The organism is Rathayibacter sp. AY1G1 (genome assembly GCF_002932095.1).
GTDB lineage: Bacteria > Actinomycetota > Actinomycetes > Actinomycetales > Microbacteriaceae > Rathayibacter.
The window spans coordinates 1-18,171 of the sequence record NZ_PSUZ01000012.1 but is presented as its reverse complement, the minus strand read 5'-3'; the positions used below and the strand labels follow the sequence as shown (position 1 = coordinate 18,171).

Genomic DNA, 18,171 nt, shown 5'->3' with positions numbered 1-18,171 from the left:
CCTCCTCCGCGAGCGGGTCAGCGCCAGTACTCGTACCAGGACGACTCGCGGCAGCCGAGGGACGCGTAGAGGCGGCGGGCGCCGACGTTCTCGGCGAGCACCTGGAGCCAGAAGCGCGCGACGCCCCGGCCGGACGCGTCCTCGAGGAGGGCGCGGATCACGGCGGAGGCGAGCCCGCGGCGCCGGGCGTCCGGCCGGGTCGCCAGCGCGAAGAGGCCGCCCCAGAGCTCGCCGTCCGGCGCCGTGACGAGCGCGAGGCGGCCGGTCGCGGCCGGGCCGTCCCCGTCGACGGCGAGCGCGTAGGAGGAGGGGCAGCCCGCGAGGATGCGCTCGGCGACCGCACGCTCCTCCGCGCCACCGCGACCGTCCACCGACCACCAGAGGGCGAGCCAGTCCTCGTCGGGAGCCGGGGCGAGGCGGACGCGAGGCTGCGGCGCGGGCCTCGGCGGCACTGGCCTCGACGGCGCGGACCCCGACGTCGTGGACAGGGCGGCTAGCGCCTCCTGCACCGAACCCGTCAGCACGAGCGTCCGGTCGATCGGCGCGGCGCCCCGCTCGGCGAGCAACCCGGTCAGACCGGCAGGGCTCGGCGGTCCGATCTGCACGAGGGGTGCGATTCCGTGCTCGCGGGCGAACGCCTCCGCCGCGTCGAGGGCCGCCCCCTGGTCGACGACGTCGCCGGACGCGAGCACCGAGTTCGCGCGCTTCGTGACCCCCGAGGAGGCGCGCAGCTCCCATGGGCCGAGGGGGCGCCGCACGAGCGCGGGCCAGGCGTCGGCGGCGAGGCGGTCGAGCAGGCGCGGATCCATCGGGCCACGGTAGCGGGAGCGGCGCCGGAGCCCGGCGGGCACCCCCGGAGACGGCTCCGGCCCGCAGGATCCGCCGCGGACGAGCCGAGCGGGATCCTGCGGGCCGGAGGCCGTGGAGGGACGAGCCCTACATGTTGATCATGTGCCCCTTGAGGCCGTGGAAGCCCTCCTGCAGCGCCTCTGACAGCGTCGGGTGGGTGTGCACGTTCCGGGCCAGCTCGGTCGCGGTGAGGTCCCACTTCTGGGCGAGCGTGAGCTCGGGGAGCAGCTCCGAGACGTCCGGGCCGATCATGTGGGCGCCGAGGAGCTCGCCGTACTTCTTGCTCGCGATGAGCTTCACGAAGCCGGTGGGCTCGCCGAGGCCGTGGGCCTTGCCGTTCGCCATGAAGGGGAAGGTCGAGACGGTGATCTCGTGTCCCTCGTCCGTCGCCTGCTTCTCGGTGAGGCCGAAGGAGGCGATCTGCGGCTGGCAGAACGTCGCGCGCGGCATCATCCGGTAGTCGCCCAGGGTCTGGGTCTCGGCACCGGCGAGGGTCTCGGCGGCGACGACGCCCTGCGCCTCCGCGACGTGCGCGAGCTGCAGCTTCGCGGTGACGTCGCCGATGGCGTAGATGTGCGGCACGTTGGTGCGCATGTGGTCGTCGATCGCGATCGCGCCGCGCTCGGTGAGCTCGACACCCGTCTTCTCGAGGCCGAAGCCCTCGGTGCGGGGGACCCAGCCGATGGACATGAGCACCTTGTCGACCTCGAGGGTCGACTGCGTGCCGTCCTTCGCGGTGTAGGTGACCGTGACGTAGCCGTCCTTGTCGACGACCGACTCGACCTTGGTCGAGGTCAGGATCTCGACGCCGAGCTTCTTGTACTGCTTCTGGATCTCCTTGGAGACGTCCGGGTCCTCGTTGGGGAGGGCGCGGTCCATGAACTCGATGATCGTCACGTCGACGCCGTAGTTCTTGAGGACGTAGGCGAACTCCATGCCGATCGCGCCCGCGCCCACGATGGCCATCGTGTCGGGGAGCTCGCGGGTCATGATCTGGGTCTCGTAGGTCACGACGTTCTCGGAGAGCTCGACGCCGGGGAGGAGGCGGACGCTCGCGCCGGTCGCGATGATCGCGTCGTCGAAGGTCAGCGACTCCGTGCCGCCCTTGCTCAGCTGCACGTCGAGGCCCTGCGGGCCGGTGAAGGAGCCGACGCCGTCGAACTCGGCGATCTTGTTCTTCTTCATCAGGAAGTGGACGCCCTTGGTGCGGCCGTCCGCGACCGAGCGGCTGCGGTCGAACGCCGCGCCGAAGTCGAACGAGACGTCGCCCGAGATGCCGAACTGCTTCGCCTGGGTGTGGAAGAGGTGGGCGAGCTCCGCGTTGCGCAGCAGCGCCTTGGACGGGATGCAGCCGACGTTGAGGCAGACACCGCCCCAGTACTGCTTCTCGACGACGGCGACGGACTTGCCGAGCTGGGCGGCGCGGATCGCGGCCACGTATCCGCCGGGGCCTGCCCCCAGGACGACGACGTCGAAGTGCTGGGCCATGGATGATCCTCCAGAGTCGTGGATGGTGGTGCGCGGGGTGACCACGCCGTCTCCCACCGTACCGTTCCGGGGCTCGGAGGCGGCCCGCTCCTCCGTGGGCGAACGCGCGTGCGGGCGCCTGCCGTGCGCGCGCGGGAATGCCCGCGGGGCGGGGACGGTTGGGCTCCACGGGCGACGGAGCCCCTCCCCCAGTCCCCCGCACGGAAGAAGCCCCGCGATGTCCGCCACCGCCTCCCGCACCGCCAGCACCAGCGCCCCGATCCTCGACGTCCTCGCGGAGCGCTGGAGCCCCCGCTCCTACGACGCGACCGCGACCGTCTCCGACGAGACCCTCGCCTCCCTCCTCGAGGCCGCGCGCTGGTCCCCGTCCGCCAGCAACTCGCAGCCGTGGCGCTTCATCGTCGCCCGCCGCGGAACCGACGGGTTCGACCGCATCGTCGCGACGCTCGCCGGCTTCAACGGCGCCTGGGCCGGCTCCGCCGCCGTCCTGGTCGTCGCGCTCGCCGAGACCGTCGACTCCGAGGGGAAGCCGCGCCCCTGGGCCGTCTACGACCTCGGCCAGTCGATCGCCCACCTCAGCGTCCAGGCGCACCACGAGGGCCTGCACGTGCACCAGATGGCCGGCTTCGACAAGGACGCCGTCCGCGCCGCGTTCGGCGTCGACGAGCGCTTCGACCCGGTGACGATCGCCGCGGTGGGAGTCGCGGCCGACGCCGACGCGCTGGCGAACGAGACCCTCCGCGAGCGCGAGACCGCGCCGCGCACCCGCCTGCCCCTCGAGGAGCTCGTGCTCGTCCAGGCGTAGCCCTCCGGCGGAAGGCCTCCCCCGTCCGCGGACCGGGGAGGCCTTCCGCGTTCCACCCCCTGTGTTACTCCCCGTGTCGGTCCCCGCTGTGCCGCCGGGAGCCTCTCCGTACGATCGGACGATCCGCCCGCCCGTCCCGCTGCCCGGAGAGACATGCCCGCCACCCCCGCCGCCCGCACGAGCCTGGCCTTCGACGCCGAGCTCGGCCAGTCGGCGTTCCCCGTGCGCTTCGAGGGGGTCGGCCGCACCTTCGCGCCCGGGTCCCCCGTGCTGACGGACGTGACGCTCGAGGCCGCCGCGGGCGAGGTCATCGCGATCCTCGGCCCGAGCGGCTGCGGCAAGTCCACGCTGCTGCGCATCGCGGCGGGCCTGGACACCGCCTCCGAGGGGTCCGTCCTCATCGACGGCGCCCCCGTCTCCGGCATCGACCCGCGCTGCGCGGTGGCGTTCCAGGAGCCGCGGCTGCTGCCCTGGCGGAGCATCGCCGACAACGTCGCGCTCGGCCTGCCGCGCGGCACCCCGCGCCCGGCCGCCCGCGCCGCCGTCGACGAGCTGCTCTCGCTGGTCGGCCTCACCGCGCACGCCCGCTCGCGGCCCCGCGAGGTGTCCGGAGGCATGGCCCAGCGCGCCTCCCTCGCCCGCGCCCTCGCCCGGAACCCCGGCGTGCTCCTCCTGGACGAGCCCTTCGGGGCGCTCGACGCGCTGACCCGCCTGCGGATGCAGGACCTGCTGCTCGACGTGCACGCGGCGGCTCCGGCGACGATCCTGCTCGTCACCCACGACGTCGACGAGGCCCTCCAGCTGGCCGACCGCATCGTGCTCCTCGGGCGCGACGAGCCCGGAGGCGTCTCGCGCATCCAGCGGATCGTCACCGTCCCCGGAGCGCGGCCGCGCGACCGCGGCTCGGCGGAGCTCGCCGAGCACCGGGCCGAGCTCCTCGCGGGGCTGGGCATCGAGCGGCACTGACCCCGGGCGGATCGACCCGCATCCCTCCACCCGGGCGGCACGGTCCGGGCGGCACGACCTCCCTCCCCAGCCGCCTCCTCCTCCCGCTCTCCACCGCACGAGCACCTCCCCGCACCGCCCCTCCCCTGCAGCGTCCACACTCGCTGTCACCGCATCCCCGAAGCCGAGGCCCCCATGTCGTTCACCAGCTCCCCGCTCACCCGCCGCACCGCTCTCGCCGGTCTGCTCACCGCCGCCGCCGTCCCGCTCCTCGCGGGCTGCGTGCAGGGCGAGGGCGGAGGAGGAGCGGCGGCCGCGACCGCCGACGCCGCCTCCGGAGGAACTCAGGGCGGCACGCTCACGCTCGACTTCGCGACGTACAACCCGCTGAGCCTGGTCATCAAGGAGAAGGGCTGGCTCGAGGCCGCCCTCGCCGAGCAGCAGGTCACCGTCGCCTGGGTGCAGTCGGCCGGCTCCAACAAGGCCAACGAGGCCCTGCGCGCCGGAGCGATCGACGTCGGCTCCACCGCCGGCTCGGCCGCACTGCTCGCCCGCTCGAACGGCTCGCCGATCAGGACGATCGACATCTTCTCGCAGCCGGAGTGGTCGGCCCTCGTCGTCCCCGCCGGCTCGGCGATCACGTCGGTCGAGCAGCTCAAGGGCAAGCAGATCGCGGCCACCAAGGGCACCGACCCGTACTTCTTCCTGGTGCAGGCGCTCGAGGCCGCCGGCCTGGGTATCGGCGACGTGACGGTGCAGAACCTGCAGCACGCCGACGGCTGGGCGGCGCTGCAGAACGGCTCCGTCGACGCCTGGGCGGGCCTGGACCCGATCATGGCCGGCGCCGAGGCGGCCGGGGCGACCCTGCTCTACCGCAACGTCGACTTCAACTCCTACGGTCTGCTCAACGCGACCGAGAGCTTCCTCGCCGAGAAGCCGGACCTCGCGCAGACCGTCGTGAACGCGTACGAGCACGCCCGCGCCTGGGCGCTCGAGAACCAGGACGAGACGGCGAGCATCCTCGCCTCCGTCGCCGGCCTCGACGTGGCGGTGGCGACGACGGTCATCACCGAGCGCAGCAACCTCGACGTCGACAACGTCCCCGGCTCCGCGCAGACCGACGTGCTCGCCGTGATCGGCCCGATCTTCGTCGAGAACGGCGACGTCGCCTCGCAGCAGCAGGTCGACGACGCGCTCGACTCGCTGCTCGACGACACCTACGCCTCGGCGGCCGACCCGAGCGCCATCGGCGCCTGAGGGTCCGGCCCTCCGCCCCCGACCCCGTGATCCGAGGAGACCGACGATGACGATCCGCGACGACGACACCGCGACCGACGCCGATGTGCTGCGGCGGAGCGCGCTGTCCGCGCCGATGCCGGGTGAGCCCGGACTCGTGACGGCGGGCCCGTCGGTCGCGGCCTCCCAGCGCCGCCTCCGCGAGGACCGCTCCCACCCGCTCACCACGCGACGGTGGTTCGTGGTCGCGGGAGGCGCGGTCCTGCCCGTGCTGCTGCTCGCCGCCTGGCAGATCGCGACGACGACCGGAATGGTCTCGGTGGCGGTCTTCCCCTCGCCCGCGATGGTCTGGGCGGCCGGCGTCGACCTCGCCCAGCGCGGCGACCTCGGCCAGGACGTCGCCATCTCGACGCAGCGCGTGCTCATCGGGTTCGCGCTCGGCTCGGCGCTCGGGCTCGTGGTCGGCGCGCTCTTCGGGCTCTCCCGCGTCTGGGAGGTCGTCCTCGGGCCGACCCTCGGCGCGATCCGGGCGGTCCCGTCGCTGGCCTGGGTCCCGCTGCTGCTGCTCTGGATGGGCATCGGCGAGGAGTCGAAGATCACGCTGATCACGATCGGCGCGTTCTTCCCCGTCTTCACCACGGTGGCCACGGCGCTCGGCCACGTCGACCGGCACCTCGTCGAGGCGGGCCGCGCCTTCGGCCTCTCGGGCGTCCGGCTCTTCACGACGGTGCAGCTGCCCGCGGTGATCCCCTCCGTGATCTCCGGGCTGCGCCTCGCGCTCGCCCAGTCGTGGCTGTTCCTGGTCGCCTCCGAGCTCATCGCCTCCTCGATGGGCCTCGGCTTCCGCCTCATCGACAGCCAGAACAACGGCCGGATCGACCGGGTGTTCCTGGCGATCGTCCTGCTGGCCGTGCTGGGCAAGCTCACCGATGCCGTCGTCGGCGTGTTCCAGCGCTACGCCGTGAGGAAGTGGGCGTGAGCGCCGGGGAGGGAGCTCCGAGCGTGAGCGGGACGATCGCCAACCTGCTCGACGAGCACCGCCGGTTCCCCCCGCCCGCGGCCTTCGCCGCGCAGGCGAACGCGGGCGCGGAGGAGTACTCGCGCGCCGCCGCCGATCCGGTCGCGTTCTGGGAGGAGGCGGCCCGCCGCCTCGAGTGGGCGGAGCCGTGGCACACCGCCCACAGCTGGGAGCCTGCCGCTCCGCTGCCCGACGGCTCGCTCTCGGTGCCGCGCACGACCTGGTTCGAGGGCGGACGGCTGAACGTGGCCGTCAACTGCGTCGACCGCCACGTGGACGCGGGACGCGGCGGGAAGACCGCCCTCCACTTCGAGGGCGAGCGCGGCGATCGGCGGTCGATCACCTACGCCGAGCTCCAGCGCGAGGTCTCCCGCGCCGCGAACGCGCTGACCGCGCTCGGGATCGGGAAGGGCGACCGCGTCGTCGTCTATCTCCCGGTGATCCCCGAGACCATCGTCATCACGCTCGCGATCGCGCGGATCGGCGCGATCCACTCCCTCGTCTTCGGCGGCTTCTCCGCCGAGGCGGTGCGGTTCCGCGTGGAGGACACCGGCGCGAAGCTCCTGGTCACCACGGACGGGCAGTTCCGGCGGGGAGCGGCGGTGCCGGTCAAGGCGAGCGCCGACCGGGCGGTCGAGGGCGTCGCGTCGATCGAGCACGTCCTCGTCGTCCGCCGCACCGGTGAGACCGACGTCCCGTGGACCCCGGGCCGCGACGTCTGGTGGCACGAGCTGGTCGATGCGCAGAGCGACGTCCACGAGGCCGAGGCCTTCGACTCCGAGACGCCGCTGTTCATCATCTACACCTCCGGCACGACCGGGAAGCCCAAGGGGCTGGTGCACACCAGCGGCGGCTACCTCACGCAGGCCTCCTGGACGCACTGGGCCGTGTTCGACGCGAAGCCGGACGACGTGCACTGGTGCACCGCCGACCTCGCCTGGGTCACCGCGCACACCTACGAGATCTACGGACCGCTCTCGAACGGGCTCACCCAGGTGATCTACGAGGGCACCCCGAGCACCCCGCACACGGCCCGGCACTTCGAGATCATCGAGCGGTACGGGGTGACCGTCTACTACACGGCGCCGACGCTGATCCGGACGCTGATGACCTGGTTCCCCGAGGGCGTGCCCGACCGGTACGACCTGTCGAGCCTGCGCCTGCTCGGCACCGTCGGCGAGTCCATCAACCCCGAGGCCTGGGTCTGGTTCCACGAGGCGATCGGCGGCGGGCGCTGCCCGATCGTCGACACCTGGTGGCAGTCCGAGACCGGCGCCGCGGTGATGTGCCCGCTGCCGGGCGTCTCGACCCTCAAGCCGGGCTCGTCTCTCGGAGCCCTGCCCGGGCTCGGCGTCCTCGTGGTGGACGAGCACGGCGAGCGGGTGCCGAACGGCTCCGGCGGCTACCTCGTGGTCGACCGGACCGGGCCGGCGCTCGCCCGCACCGTGTGGGGCGACCCGGAGCGGTACCGCGACTCCTACTGGGCCCGCTACGCGTCCCAGGGGTGGTTCTTCTCCGGGGACGGCGCGAAGTACGACGCCGACGGCGACGTCTGGGTGCTCGGCCGCGTCGACGACGTCATCAACGTCTCCGGGCACCGCCTGTCCACGATCGAGATCGAGTCGGCACTCGTCGCCCATCCGGCCGTCGGCGAGGCCGGAGTCGTCGGAGTCGCCGACGCGACGACCGGCCAGGCCATCGCGGCGTTCGTCATCCCCTCCGACGAGGCCGTCGACCGCGCCGAGGAGGACCCGGCCTACTGGGCCGCGCTCGGCACGACGCTCTCGGCGCTCCTGCGCGACCACGTGGCGGTCGCGATCGGTCCGATCGCCAAGCCGCGCGACGTGGTGGTGGTGCCGGATCTGCCCAAGACCCGCTCCGGCAAGATCATGCGGCGGCTGCTCGGCGACATCCGCGACGGCCGCCCGCTCGGAGACGTGACGAGCCTCCAGGACGACACCGTCCCGGCGCGCATCACCCGCATCGTCGCCGAGCGCGGGTAGGCGCCGCGCCAGTCGGACGCGGCGGGCGGACCCTGTTTCGGGGAGGCGTCGGGAGCCTGCGCGTCCGCGGCGAGGAGGGGCCGCCGGGGAGCATCCGGAGTAGCGTGAAGCCGTGCGCGACGTCCAACAGCAGATCATCTCCGAGCTCCACGTCTCCCCCGCCGTCGATCCGGCCGTCGAGGTCGAACGGCGCAGCGGATTCCTCGCCGACTACCTCCGCAGCACCGGCGCGAAGGGCCTCGTCCTCGGCATCAGCGGCGGCCAGGACTCGAGCCTCGCCGGGCGCCTCTGCCAGCTCGCGGTCGAGCAGGTCCGCGCGAGCGGCGGCGACGCCTCCTTCATCGCGGTCCGCCTGCCGTACAAGGTGCAGGCCGACGAGGAGGACGCCCAGCTCGCCCTCACGTTCATCCGCCCGGACCGCCAGGTCGTCTTCGACATCCACCAGGGCGTCGACGGCGTGGCCGCAGCATTCGGCGACGCGGTCGACGAGCCGATCAGCGACTTCGTGAAGGGCAACGTGAAGGCGCGGATGCGGATGATCGCGCAGTACGCGATCGCCGGCCAGGCCGGGATGCTCGTCGTCGGGACCGACCACGCGGCCGAGGCGGTCACCGGCTTCTTCACGAAGTACGGCGACGGCGGCGCCGACGTCCTCCCGCTCACCGGTCTCACCAAGCGGCAGGGCCGCTCGCTCCTCGAGCACCTGGACGCACCGGCGCGGCTCTACGAGAAGGCGCCGACGGCGGACCTGCTCGACGACAACCCCGGCCAGACCGACGAGACGAACCTCGGGCTCACCTACGCCGACCTCGACACGTACCTCGAGGGCGGCGAGGTCGACCGGGCCGTCGCCGAGGCCATCGAGGCGCGGTACGCCGCGACCGAGCACAAGCGCCAGGTGCCGCTGTCGATGTTCGACGACTGGTGGCGCTGAGCCGCCGCTGACCGCTGCCAGCGGCCGGCAGCTCAGGACCGCACGGGGCCCCGCTGAGGCGGGGCTCCCGTGCGTCCGGCGCGGAACCGGCGCGCAGTCCGGACCTGCCGCGGTATCAGGAGTCGGCGCGGGCGTTGTAGACGAGCACCTCGCCGGAGTCGACGGAGGCGCGGTAGGCGCGGAACACGTCGAGGGCCTCGTCGCGGAGCACGCCGTCGACGACCTCGATCCCGCGGGCCTCGAACTGGGCGGCCCAGTCCTCGCGCATCGGCCCCTCGTCGAAGGTGCTGATCTCCTCGAGCTCGGGGCCGGAGCCCGCGACGACCAGGCGGCGCACCCCCGACCACATCGTCGCTCCGTAGCACTGCACGCACGGGCGCCAGTTGACGACCAGGTCGTGCGCGGGGAGGCCCTCGCCGCCGAGGTCCCAGGTGCCGAGCGCGGTCTGCGCGAGACCGAGCGCCGTCACCTCGGCGTGGCCGGACGAGACCCCGCTGCCGAGGACGACGTTCACTCCGACCGAGACGAGACGACCGGAGTCGCGCTCGACGACGATCGCCGCGAACGGGCCGCCGTTCCCCTCGCGGAAGTTGCGGTCGGCGAGCGCGTGCACGAGGGCCATCCGGTCCTCGAGGCTCGGGAGGACCTCGGGGACGTCGCGGAGGGCGTCACCGATCCAGGCGGGCAGGGCGATCTCGTAGCGGGTGGCGAGGCGGTCGATGTCCATGGGTCCTCCGGGAGACGGGGCGGGGCGGGGCGGCGGGCGGAGAGGGATGCGCGGCAGGCACGGCACAAATGACGCGCGGGCGGCGGCGGCCGTCGCCCCTCAGCCTCGCAGTGCCGAGCGCCGGAGACGGAATCGGCCCGGCGCGTCGACGCGGAGGTCAGGCGAGGAGGGCCTCGCCGAGCGCCGCGGCCTGCGCCGCCCAGAAGCGCTTCGCCACGCCGGTCCGGCGGAACAGGGCGTCGAAGCCGTGGAAGGCGCCCTCCACGATCTCGAGCCCGCACGGCACTCCGGCCGCGCGCAGGCGCTCGGCGTAGCGGACGTCCTCGTCGTGGAAGAGGTCGAGGCCGCCGACGCCGATCCAGGCCGGCGGCAGGCCCGTGAGGTCGTCGCGGCGGGCGGGGGCGGCGCAGGCCGTGACGCCGGGACCGCCGGGCTCGCCGGCGAGGTAGGCGGTCCAGCCGAAGCGGTTGCTGCCCGGGGTCCAGACGCGGACGCCGCGCGGCGGAGGACCGGACCGGGTGACGGTGCGGTCGTCGAGCATCGGGTAGACGAGCAGCTGGAACGCGGGCTGCGCTCCTCCGCGGTCGTGGGCGAGGAGGGTCGCACCCGCGGCGATGCCGCCGCCCGCGCTCGCGCCTCCGACGGCGATGCGCGCCGGGTCGACGCCGCGCTCCTGCGCGTGCTCGACGAGCCAGTCGAACGCGGCCAGCACGTCCTCGACGGCAGCCGGGGCCGGATGCGCGGGCGCGAGGCGGTAGTCGACGGAGACGACCGTGATGCCCAGGGTGCGGGCGAAGTCGATGCAGGACGCCTCGTCCTGGAGGTGGCTGCCGAGCACCATGCCGCCGCCGTGCACCCAGAGGAGCGCGGGAGCGGTACCGCGGAGGATGCGCGGCCGGTAGCTGCGGGCCCGGACGGGAGCAGCTCCGGCGACGGGGATCTCGACGTCGTCGACCACGATGTCGGGCGGAGCCTCGCCTCCCTCGGCGGCGCGTCGCGTGGCGAGGCGCAGCAGTCGCGGGCCGAGGACGATCGGCGGGAGGAAGCGGCCGAGCGCGAGGTCGGGGTGGAAGAGGGGCGCCGTCGCGGCGGTGCGGGCTGACGCGGTCATGCGCGGGAGGCTACTCCTCGCGACCGTGCCGGCGCCCCTCGGCGGGACTACGGACGCACGAGGGTCTTGATCGCGCGGCGCTCGTCCATGGCGGCGTACGCCTCGGCGATCTCCTCGAGGGGCAGCTCGAGGTCGAAGACCAGACCGGGCTCGATCGCGCCGCTGAGCACGTCGGGCAGCAGCTCGGCCATGTAGCCGCGGACCGGCGCGACTCCGCCGTTGACGCCCACGTTCGAGCCGAACATCTGGCGGACGGGCAGCTCGGGGCCTCCGTTGGGGACGCCGACGTAGCCGACCATGCCGCCGGGGCGGGCGGAGTCGAGGGCCTGCTGCATCGACTCCTTGGTGCCGACGCACTCGAGCACGCAGTCGGCGCCGATCCCGCCGGTCAGCTCGCGGACGCGCGCGACGCCCTCGTCGCCGCGGGTCTCGACGATGTGGGTCGCCCCGAAGCGGCGGGCGAGGTTCTGCCGCGACTCGTGCCGCGACATCGCGATGATCGTGGTCGCGCCGAGGCGCTTGGCCGCCAGGACGGCGCAGAGGCCGACCGCGCCGTCGCCGACGACCGCGACGGTCGAGCCAGCGGTGACGCCGGCCGAGACCGCGGCGTGGTGGCCGGTCCCCATCACGTCGGCGAGGGTGAGCAGGCTGGGGATGAGCGCCGGATCCGGGTCCATGCCCACGCGGAAGAGCGTGCCGTCGGCGAGGGGCACGCGCACCTTCTCGCCCTGGGCGCCGTCCGCGAAGCCCTCCTCGCGGACCTCGGCGCCCCACCAGCCGCCGGTGAGGCACGAGGTGGAGACGCCGTTGGCGCAGTTCGCGCAGGTGCCGTCGCAGACGTAGAACGGGGCGATCACGAAGTCGCCGACCGCGACGTCGTGCACGTCGTCGCCGATCTCCTCGACGACGCCGACGAACTCGTGGCCGATGCGGTGCGCCTCCTTGGTGGGAGTGACGCCGCGGTAGGGCCAGAGGTCGGAGCCGCAGACGCAGGCCGCGGTGACGCGGACGATCGCGTCGCGCCCCGTCGAGAGCTGCGGGTCGGGGACCTCCTCGAGTCGGATGTCGCGCTCGCCGTGGATGAGTGTTGCTCGCATGGGTGCTCCTGGTCGGGAGGGGGGTGGGGTCGGCGTCCACGGTACGCCCGCGACCGGCCGCGGGTGCCGGAGAGGCGGGGGCTTGCACGAACGCGCGCCGACGCGGCACAGGTGGAGAGCCGGGGCACGGTCGGGGGCGGTCCGGCGCGGGGCGGGAGGCGTCCTGCCGGAACGGAGCGGCCCCGCAGCAGCCCTGCGCCGCGTCACGGCTGCGCCTCCGCCCAGCCGTCGCGCCCGATCACGACGTGCGCGAGGAACCGCAGGCCGCACGCCTCTGCCCCGTCGGCGACCGCCCGCGTCGCCGCACGGTCGGAGGGGAGCACCACGGCCTCGCCCGCGTGGCTGTGCGCCAGGCCGATGCCCGCCGCGCCGCGCGCCAGCACCTCGGCGAGCACGGCGGCGACGGGGATCTCGGCGTGCGCCGGGGCTCCATCGGCCAGCGTCAGGACGTCGCGGACGGCTCCGGACTCGGCGAGCGCCACCGCCAGCACGGTCTCGACCGGCCGGGCGGCCAGCAGCGGAGCGACGAGCCCGGCCAGGCCGGCGGCGTCGGTCACGCGGGCGGCGCGCGAGGCGCGGTTCATCCTCCGCCGCAGCTCGAAGGAGGCGACCAGGCGGCAGGCGGCGACCTCGCCGACTCCGCGGTGCCGCATCAGATCGGCCACCCCGGCCCGGGCGACGGCGTCGATGCCGCCGAAGCGCGCGAGGAGGCGCTGCGCGACGACGGTCGCGTTGGCGCCGCGGACGCCGGCCCCGATGAGCACGGCGAGGGTCTCGGCGTCGGTGAGCGCCTCCGGTCCGTAGGCGCGGAGGCGCTCCCTCGGCCTCTCCTCGGGAGGGAGGTCGGCCATCCGGGCGCCGGGCGTTTCGAAGGACATGCCGCCGACGCTACGGAGCCCGCCGGACGGGCGCGCCGCGGATCCCGCGACTGTGGACGACTCCCGCCCTCGCGCGCCCTGTGGAGGGAACTTCCGTCGCCACCCGCGCGCTCCTCTCCCCTGCGAGTACGCAGAAGTCGGACTCGCGACAGGGGTCGAGCACCCCGGTCAGTCCGACGCGGGCATCCCGGCAGTCACCGACAGGCTCTCACCGTCCGGCGCCACGTCCACCAGCACCACGTCCCCGTCGCGCACCGTGCCGCCGAGCAGCGCCGTCGCCAGCTGGTCGTCGATCGCCCGCTGCATCAGCCGGCGCAGCGGCCGCGCGCCGTACTGCGGGTCGTAGCCGCGCTCGGCCAGCCATCCGCGGGCCGCGGGCGTCACCGCCAGGTCGAGCCGTCGCTCCGAGAGCCTCCTCGACAGCCGGTCGACGTACAGCGACACGATCTCGCCGAGCTCGGTGCGGTCGAGCGCGTCGAAGATCACGATGTCGTCGAGCCGGTTCACGAACTCGGGCTTGAAGGCCTGGCGCACCATCTGCTGGACCGCCTCCTCCTTCTGCGGCCGTGACAGCGCCGGGTCCACGAGGAACTGCGACCCCAGGTTGGAGGTGAGGATGAGGATCGTGTTGCGGAAGTCGACCGTCCGCCCCTGGCCGTCGGTGAGCCGGCCGTCGTCGAGCACCTGGAGCAGGACGTCGAACACCTCGGGGTGCGCCTTCTCGATCTCGTCGAGGAGCACCACCGAGTACGGGCGGCGGCGGACTGCCTCCGTGAGCTGGCCGCCCTGCTCGTAGCCGATGTAGCCGGGAGGGGCGCCGACCAGCCGCGAGACGGCGAACTTCTCGCCGTACTCCGACATGTCGATGCGGACCATCGCCTTCTCGTCGTCGAAGAGGTGGTCGGCGAGCGCCTTCGCCAGCTCGGTCTTGCCGACGCCGGTCGGCCCGAGGAAGAGGAAGGAGCCGGTCGGCCGGTCGGGGTCGGAGATGCCCGCGCGGGTGCGGCGCACCGCGTCCGCGACGGCCGACACCGCCTCGTCCTGGCCGATCAGTCGGCGGTGCAGCTCGGTCTCGAGGTGCAGCAGCTTCTCGGTCTCGCCCTGCAGGAGTCTCCCGACGGGGATCCCCGTCCAGGCGGCGATCACCGCGGCGATGTCGTCGGCCGTCACCTGCTCGTTGACCATGCGGCCCTCGGCCGGCTCCTCCTCCGCCTCGGCGGCCGCGAGCTCGCGCTCGATCACCGGGATGTCGCCGTAGAGCAGCTTCGACGCGCGCTCGAGCTTGCCCTCGCGCTGCGCCCGCTCGGCGGCGATCCGCAGGGCGTCGAGCCGGTTCTTGAGCTCGCCGACGCGGTTGAGGGAGGCGCGCTCGCGCTCCCAGCGCTCCTGCAGCTCCTCGAGCTGGGCGCCGCGGCGGGCCAGGTCCTCGCGCAGCTTCTCCAGCCGTGCCTTCGAGGCCTCGTCCTTCTCCTTCTTCAGCGCCAGCTCCTCGAGCCTCAGCCGGTCCACGGAGCGGCGCAGCTCGTCGATCTCGACGGGAGCGGAGTCGATCTCCATGCGCAGCCGCGACGCGGCCTCGTCGATCAGGTCGATCGCCTTGTCCGGCAGCTGGCGGGAGGTGATGTAGCGGTTCGAGAGCGACGCGGCGGCGACCAGGGCGGAGTCGGCGATCGCCACCTTGTGGTGCGCCTCGTAGCGCTCCTTCAGCCCGCGGAGGATCGCCACGGTGTCCTCGACGGTCGGCTCGCCGACGAAGACCTGCTGGAAGCGGCGCTCGAGAGCGGCGTCCTTCTCGATGTACTGGCGGTACTCGTCGAGCGTCGTCGCGCCGATCATCCGCAGCTCGCCGCGCGCCAGCATCGGCTTGAGCATGTTCGCGGCCGCCACCGATCCCTCGCCGCCGCCCGCGCCCATCAGCGTGTGCAGCTCGTCGATGAAGGTGATGATCCGGCCGTCGGACTCCTCGATCTCCTGGAGCACGGCCTTCAGCCGCTCCTCGAACTCGCCGCGGTACTTCGCTCCGGCGATCAGGGCCGAGAGGTCGAGGCTGACGAGCTGCTTGCCCTTGAGGCTCTCGGCGACGTCGCCCGCGACGATCCGCTGCGCGAGCCCCTCGACGACGGCGGTCTTGCCGACGCCGGGCTCGCCGATGAGAACGGGGTTGTTCTTGGTGCGGCGCGTGAGCACCTGGCTGACGCGCCGGATCTCGGCATCCCTCCCGATCACCGGATCGAGCTTGCCGCTCGCCGCGATGGCGGTCAGGTTGACGCCGTACTGCTCGAGTGCGGACTTCTCGTCCTGCTGGGGCATCCGACCGGCCTGCATGATGGTGGTCTCCTCCGTGGCTCGAAAGTTGAGTTCGACGGACTCAACTTTACTCCCGCGACGGCTCCGGCGGTCAGGCCGTCAGAAGATCGCTGTCGCGACCCTGGAGCGCCTCGAGCGCGTTCCGGAGGATCGAGCGCAGCCGGAACTCGTCGATCCCGGTCAGCGCCGAGATCTCGGCCTGCGAGAAGCCGCCGGCCGCAGCCAGCAGCAGGAGCTCGCGGTCCGGGCAGTCGAGGGCGAGCAGGCTGCTGCCGAGCGGACGCCGGGCGAGCTCGTGCGCGGACCCGAGGGTCTCGCAGAGGACCTCGAGCACCCAGAGCACGGGCTCCGGCGAGCGGGCGCCCTCGCGGGAGCGGCGCCAGACGGCGGTGAAGACGTCGGTGCAGAGCCGGTCGCGGCCGGCCGGGTCGGCCTGGACCGTGCCGACGCACGCCGAGACGAGGCCGCCGAAGCGGTCGACGAGCACTCCCAGAGCGGAGGCGTCCCCCGTGGCGGAGCGGGTCAGCAGACGGGCGGCGTCCTGCGTCAGCGGCGGACGCACCCGTCCACCGGTCGCGTCCTCGCCTCCAGCACTCACAGGCCTCAGCGTGTCACCGACTCCGGGACGGCGGGACCAGTTGCGCGGAAGGGGGGGTGACATGTAAGGAGCGGATCCGCTATCCGACATCAGAGGCGCGGCCAGCGCGCGCGGGCGAAGCAGAAGAGCCCGTAGGCGATGAGCCCGACGGCGACGAAGCCGAGGAGGAGCACACCTGCCGGCAGCTCCACGAGCGACTTCAGCGCCTCGTCGAGCCCGCCCGCCTGCTCCGGATCATGGGTGACGGCGGCGACGATCAGCAGCACGCCGAGAGCGCCGAGGACCACGCCCTTGGCGACGTAGCCGGCGACGCCGAGCACGGTGACGACGGTGCCCGCCGTGCCGCCCGGCTCCGCGACGTTCTCGAGGAACTTCCTGCTCGCTCCGCGGTACACGAAGACGCCGCCGACCGCGAGGACGGCCAGTCCCGCGATCACGAGCAGCACGACTCCGCCCGGCGCCGAGAGCACCTGCGCGCTCGCGCTCTCGGACGACTCGGACGAGCTCGACCCGCCGCCCGTCGCGAACTTCAGCGCCGTCACGCCGAGGGCGCCGTAGACGACGGCCTTGCCCGCCTCCTTCAGCCGGCTGCCCCAGGTCTTCAGGGCGCTCTCGCGCGGGCGGACGAGGAACGCCTCGAGCAGCCCCCACAGCGCCAGGCCGAAGAGGCCGACCGTGCAGATCCAGAGGATCACCAGACCGCCGGGCTGCGCCGCGACGGCGCCGAGAGCACCGCTCTGGTCGGCCTCGCCTCCGCCGCCGCGGGCCACGCCGAGGGCGATCACTCCGATCAGGAGGTGGACGAGGCCGTTCGCCGCGAAGCCGCCGCGGGCGAGGGTCCGCACCGCCCGGGAGTCCTGGATGTCGTCGGCGGTGCGCTGGGCGTCGGCGGTGCTCGGAGTGTTCACAGGGTGGACGCTACGCGTTTCCACACCCCCGCGCCCGGCGCTCCGCCGTTCGGAGGTGCTCCCGGAGCCGGTTCTCCACACCTTTCCACAGGGTTGTCCACAGCTGTGGAATCGCTAGAGGGACGAGTGGATCACACGTCGACGGCGCGGACGAGTCCGTCCTGCACGCCGCCCAGCCAGTCGTAGACGCTGCGGATCGCGGCCGCGCTCCCCTCCTCCGGGACGACGTCGTCGGTGTCGTCGATGCCGAGCCGCACGGCCAGAGCGAGCCGCATGTCGGTCAATGCGCGGAGCCAGGCGATCGCCTGCGGCTCCTCGAGACGGACCGCGACCTCGCCCAGCCCCTCGAAGATCCGGCCGTGACTCGTGCCGTCGCCGGCGTCGAGGGCCGCCGTGACGGCGCGGGCGTCGTCCATCTTTCGGGCGGCGAGGTCCGGAGCGGTGAAGCGGCGGAACTCGTCGGCCGCCTCGGCGTCGTCGCGGTAGGCGTCGGGCAGGAGGCGCGCGAGCGCCGGATCGGAGCGGGCCTCCTCCGAGGACGCCCCGCGGTCGAGCAGCTCGAGCATCTCGCCCGCCAGGTGGCGGAGGATCCCGGCCTCCCCGCGGTCGAAGCGGGCGACGGCCGCCCCGGAGGAGTCGCGGCGGAACGCGCGCATCAGCCGAGTCCTCGGATGCCGCGAGCGGGGTGCTCTCCGGTCTCCGCGGCCGCGGGGCGCAGCGGGGCGCTCACGCGTCGGCCTTCTGCAGCGTCGCCCACAGGCCGTAGCCGTGCATCGCCTCCACGTGCCGCTCCATCTCCTCGCGGTTGCCGGTCGCGACGACCGCGCGCCCCTCGGTGTGCACCTGCAGCATCAGCCGCTCCGCCTCGGCCCGGCCGAAGCCGAAGTAGCTGCGGAAGACGTACGAGACGTACGACATCAGGTTGACCGGATCGTCCCAGACCAGCATGATCCACGGGACCTCGGCCGCCGAGCGGGTCGCCAGGCGCTCGTCCGCGCGCTCGATCGTGTCCGCCATCCCTCCAGCGTAGGCCGCAGCGCGGACGGACGCCCGGGCGCGCGGGCCGGAGCGTGCTGCCCGCAGCCCGCGAGTGCCCAGGAGTCGTCGCACTCGGCGCGGAGCCGCGAGGACGAGACCGCGAGAAGCCAGGAGTCGTCGCAGTCGAGCGCGAGTGCGACGACTTCTGGACGGTCGGAGCAGAGTCAGCAGCGGCGCCCGCCCTACGCCGACAGGCGCGGCAGGACCTCCCGGGCGAAGAAGTCGAGGT

At 73.6% G+C, this 18,171-nt stretch carries 17 protein-coding genes; 6 read left to right on the top strand and 11 right to left on the bottom strand.

All coding sequences use genetic code 11. The features are described 5' to 3' along the window. Window positions 1–17: 17 nt before the first annotated feature. Complete coding sequence (locus tag C5C36_RS08285; RefSeq protein ID WP_104309590.1) at window positions 18–809, bottom strand: GNAT family N-acetyltransferase; 792 nt, start codon at window positions 807–809, stop codon at window positions 18–20. Window positions 810–936: 127 nt separating this feature from the next. After that, complete coding sequence (gene lpdA / locus C5C36_RS08280; protein WP_104222818.1) at window positions 937–2,337, bottom strand: dihydrolipoyl dehydrogenase; 1,401 nt, start codon at window positions 2,335–2,337, stop codon at window positions 937–939. 217 nt (window positions 2,338–2,554) lie between these two features. Here lpdA and C5C36_RS08275 point away from each other — a divergent pair, with 217 nt between their 5' ends. From C5C36_RS08275 to nadE, 6 genes are all read left to right on the top strand, one after another. Continuing rightward, window positions 2,555–3,142, top strand: a complete 588-nt coding sequence (locus tag C5C36_RS08275; protein ID WP_104292823.1) for a nitroreductase family protein — start codon at window positions 2,555–2,557, stop codon at window positions 3,140–3,142. Window positions 3,143–3,295: 153 nt separating this feature from the next. Then, window positions 3,296–4,108, top strand: a complete 813-nt coding sequence (locus C5C36_RS08270; protein ID WP_104222820.1) for an ABC transporter ATP-binding protein — start codon at window positions 3,296–3,298, stop codon at window positions 4,106–4,108. A gap of 174 nt (window positions 4,109–4,282) precedes the next feature. Continuing rightward, window positions 4,283–5,344, top strand: coding sequence for an aliphatic sulfonate ABC transporter substrate-binding protein (locus tag C5C36_RS08265; protein WP_104250694.1), 1,062 nt, complete (start codon window positions 4,283–4,285; stop codon window positions 5,342–5,344). 46 nt (window positions 5,345–5,390) lie between these two features. Further along, complete coding sequence (locus C5C36_RS08260) at window positions 5,391–6,302, top strand: ABC transporter permease (protein ID WP_258068242.1); 912 nt, start codon at window positions 5,391–5,393, stop codon at window positions 6,300–6,302. A gap of 23 nt (window positions 6,303–6,325) precedes the next feature. Next, window positions 6,326–8,344 (top strand): acetate--CoA ligase, encoded by a 2,019-nt coding sequence (gene acs / locus C5C36_RS08255; protein WP_104309589.1) that lies wholly within the window; start codon window positions 6,326–6,328, stop codon window positions 8,342–8,344. A 112-nt stretch (window positions 8,345–8,456) separates the two neighbouring features. Then, on the top strand, window positions 8,457–9,278 hold the full coding sequence (gene nadE, locus C5C36_RS08250; protein ID WP_104222821.1) for an ammonia-dependent NAD(+) synthetase: 822 nt from the start codon (window positions 8,457–8,459) through the stop codon (window positions 9,276–9,278). A gap of 115 nt (window positions 9,279–9,393) precedes the next feature. On the opposite strand, the gene C5C36_RS08245 is transcribed toward nadE, so the two are convergent. The 9 genes from C5C36_RS08245 to clpS form a co-directional block, all read right to left on the bottom strand. Next, entirely contained in the window at window positions 9,394–10,005 is a 612-nt protein-coding gene (locus C5C36_RS08245) for a nucleoside deaminase (protein ID WP_181027247.1), read from the bottom strand. A gap of 157 nt (window positions 10,006–10,162) precedes the next feature. Next, complete coding sequence (locus C5C36_RS08240) at window positions 10,163–11,116, bottom strand: alpha/beta hydrolase fold domain-containing protein (protein WP_104309563.1); 954 nt, start codon at window positions 11,114–11,116, stop codon at window positions 10,163–10,165. Between the two features lie 47 nt (window positions 11,117–11,163). Further along, window positions 11,164–12,213, bottom strand: coding sequence for a zinc-dependent alcohol dehydrogenase family protein (locus C5C36_RS08235; protein WP_104250697.1), 1,050 nt, complete (start codon window positions 12,211–12,213; stop codon window positions 11,164–11,166). Between the two features lie 203 nt (window positions 12,214–12,416). Beyond that, window positions 12,417–13,091 carry a RadC family protein gene (locus C5C36_RS08230; protein WP_104309562.1) on the bottom strand — a complete coding sequence of 225 codons (675 nt, stop codon included), beginning with the start codon at window positions 13,089–13,091 and terminating at the stop codon, window positions 12,417–12,419. 168 nt (window positions 13,092–13,259) lie between these two features. Continuing rightward, window positions 13,260–15,401, bottom strand: a complete 2,142-nt coding sequence (locus C5C36_RS08225) for an ATP-dependent Clp protease ATP-binding subunit (RefSeq protein ID WP_374952925.1) — start codon at window positions 15,399–15,401, stop codon at window positions 13,260–13,262. Window positions 15,402–15,489: 88 nt separating this feature from the next. Continuing rightward, window positions 15,490–15,996: an RNA polymerase sigma factor gene (locus C5C36_RS08220; RefSeq protein ID WP_146085319.1), complete on the bottom strand. Its 507-nt coding sequence runs from the start codon at window positions 15,994–15,996 to the stop codon at window positions 15,490–15,492. 89 nt (window positions 15,997–16,085) lie between these two features. Beyond that, entirely contained in the window at window positions 16,086–16,904 is an 819-nt protein-coding gene (locus C5C36_RS08215) for a DUF1206 domain-containing protein (protein ID WP_104222827.1), read from the bottom strand. A 131-nt stretch (window positions 16,905–17,035) separates the two neighbouring features. Next, entirely contained in the window at window positions 17,036–17,560 is a 525-nt protein-coding gene (locus tag C5C36_RS08210; RefSeq protein WP_104309560.1) for a DUF2017 domain-containing protein, read from the bottom strand. Window positions 17,561–17,630: 70 nt separating this feature from the next. Continuing rightward, complete coding sequence (gene clpS / locus C5C36_RS08205; RefSeq protein ID WP_104309559.1) at window positions 17,631–17,921, bottom strand: ATP-dependent Clp protease adapter ClpS; 291 nt, start codon at window positions 17,919–17,921, stop codon at window positions 17,631–17,633. Between the last annotated feature and the right edge of the window lie 250 nt (window positions 17,922–18,171).

Excerpts from the sequence above, each read along its gene's own strand:
- C5C36_RS08285 (WP_104309590.1), bottom strand. The coding sequence starts at position 809 with ATGGATCCGCGCCTGCTCGACCGCCTCGCCGCCGACGCCTGGCCCGCG.
- C5C36_RS08230 (WP_104309562.1), bottom strand. The coding sequence starts at position 13,091 with ATGTCCTTCGAAACGCCCGGCGCCCGGATGGCCGACCTCCCTCCCGAG.
- C5C36_RS08270 (WP_104222820.1), top strand. The coding sequence starts at position 3,296 with ATGCCCGCCACCCCCGCCGCCCGCACGAGCCTGGCCTTCGACGCCGAG.
- lpdA (WP_104222818.1), bottom strand. The coding sequence starts at position 2,337 with ATGGCCCAGCACTTCGACGTCGTCGTCCTGGGGGCAGGCCCCGGCGGA.
- C5C36_RS08235 (WP_104250697.1), bottom strand. The coding sequence starts at position 12,213 with ATGCGAGCAACACTCATCCACGGCGAGCGCGACATCCGACTCGAGGAG.
- C5C36_RS08225 (WP_374952925.1), bottom strand. The coding sequence starts at position 15,401 with ATGCCCCAGCAGGACGAGAAGTCCGCACTCGAGCAGTACGGCGTCAAC.
- C5C36_RS08275 (WP_104292823.1), top strand. The coding sequence starts at position 2,555 with ATGTCCGCCACCGCCTCCCGCACCGCCAGCACCAGCGCCCCGATCCTC.
- C5C36_RS08245 (WP_181027247.1), bottom strand. The coding sequence starts at position 10,005 with ATGGACATCGACCGCCTCGCCACCCGCTACGAGATCGCCCTGCCCGCC.
- clpS (WP_104309559.1), bottom strand. The coding sequence starts at position 17,921 with ATGGCGGACACGATCGAGCGCGCGGACGAGCGCCTGGCGACCCGCTCG.
- C5C36_RS08260 (WP_258068242.1), top strand. The coding sequence starts at position 5,391 with ATGACGATCCGCGACGACGACACCGCGACCGACGCCGATGTGCTGCGG.
- C5C36_RS08240 (WP_104309563.1), bottom strand. The coding sequence starts at position 11,116 with ATGACCGCGTCAGCCCGCACCGCCGCGACGGCGCCCCTCTTCCACCCC.
- C5C36_RS08265 (WP_104250694.1), top strand. The coding sequence starts at position 4,283 with ATGTCGTTCACCAGCTCCCCGCTCACCCGCCGCACCGCTCTCGCCGGT.
- C5C36_RS08210 (WP_104309560.1), bottom strand. The coding sequence starts at position 17,560 with ATGCGCGCGTTCCGCCGCGACTCCTCCGGGGCGGCCGTCGCCCGCTTC.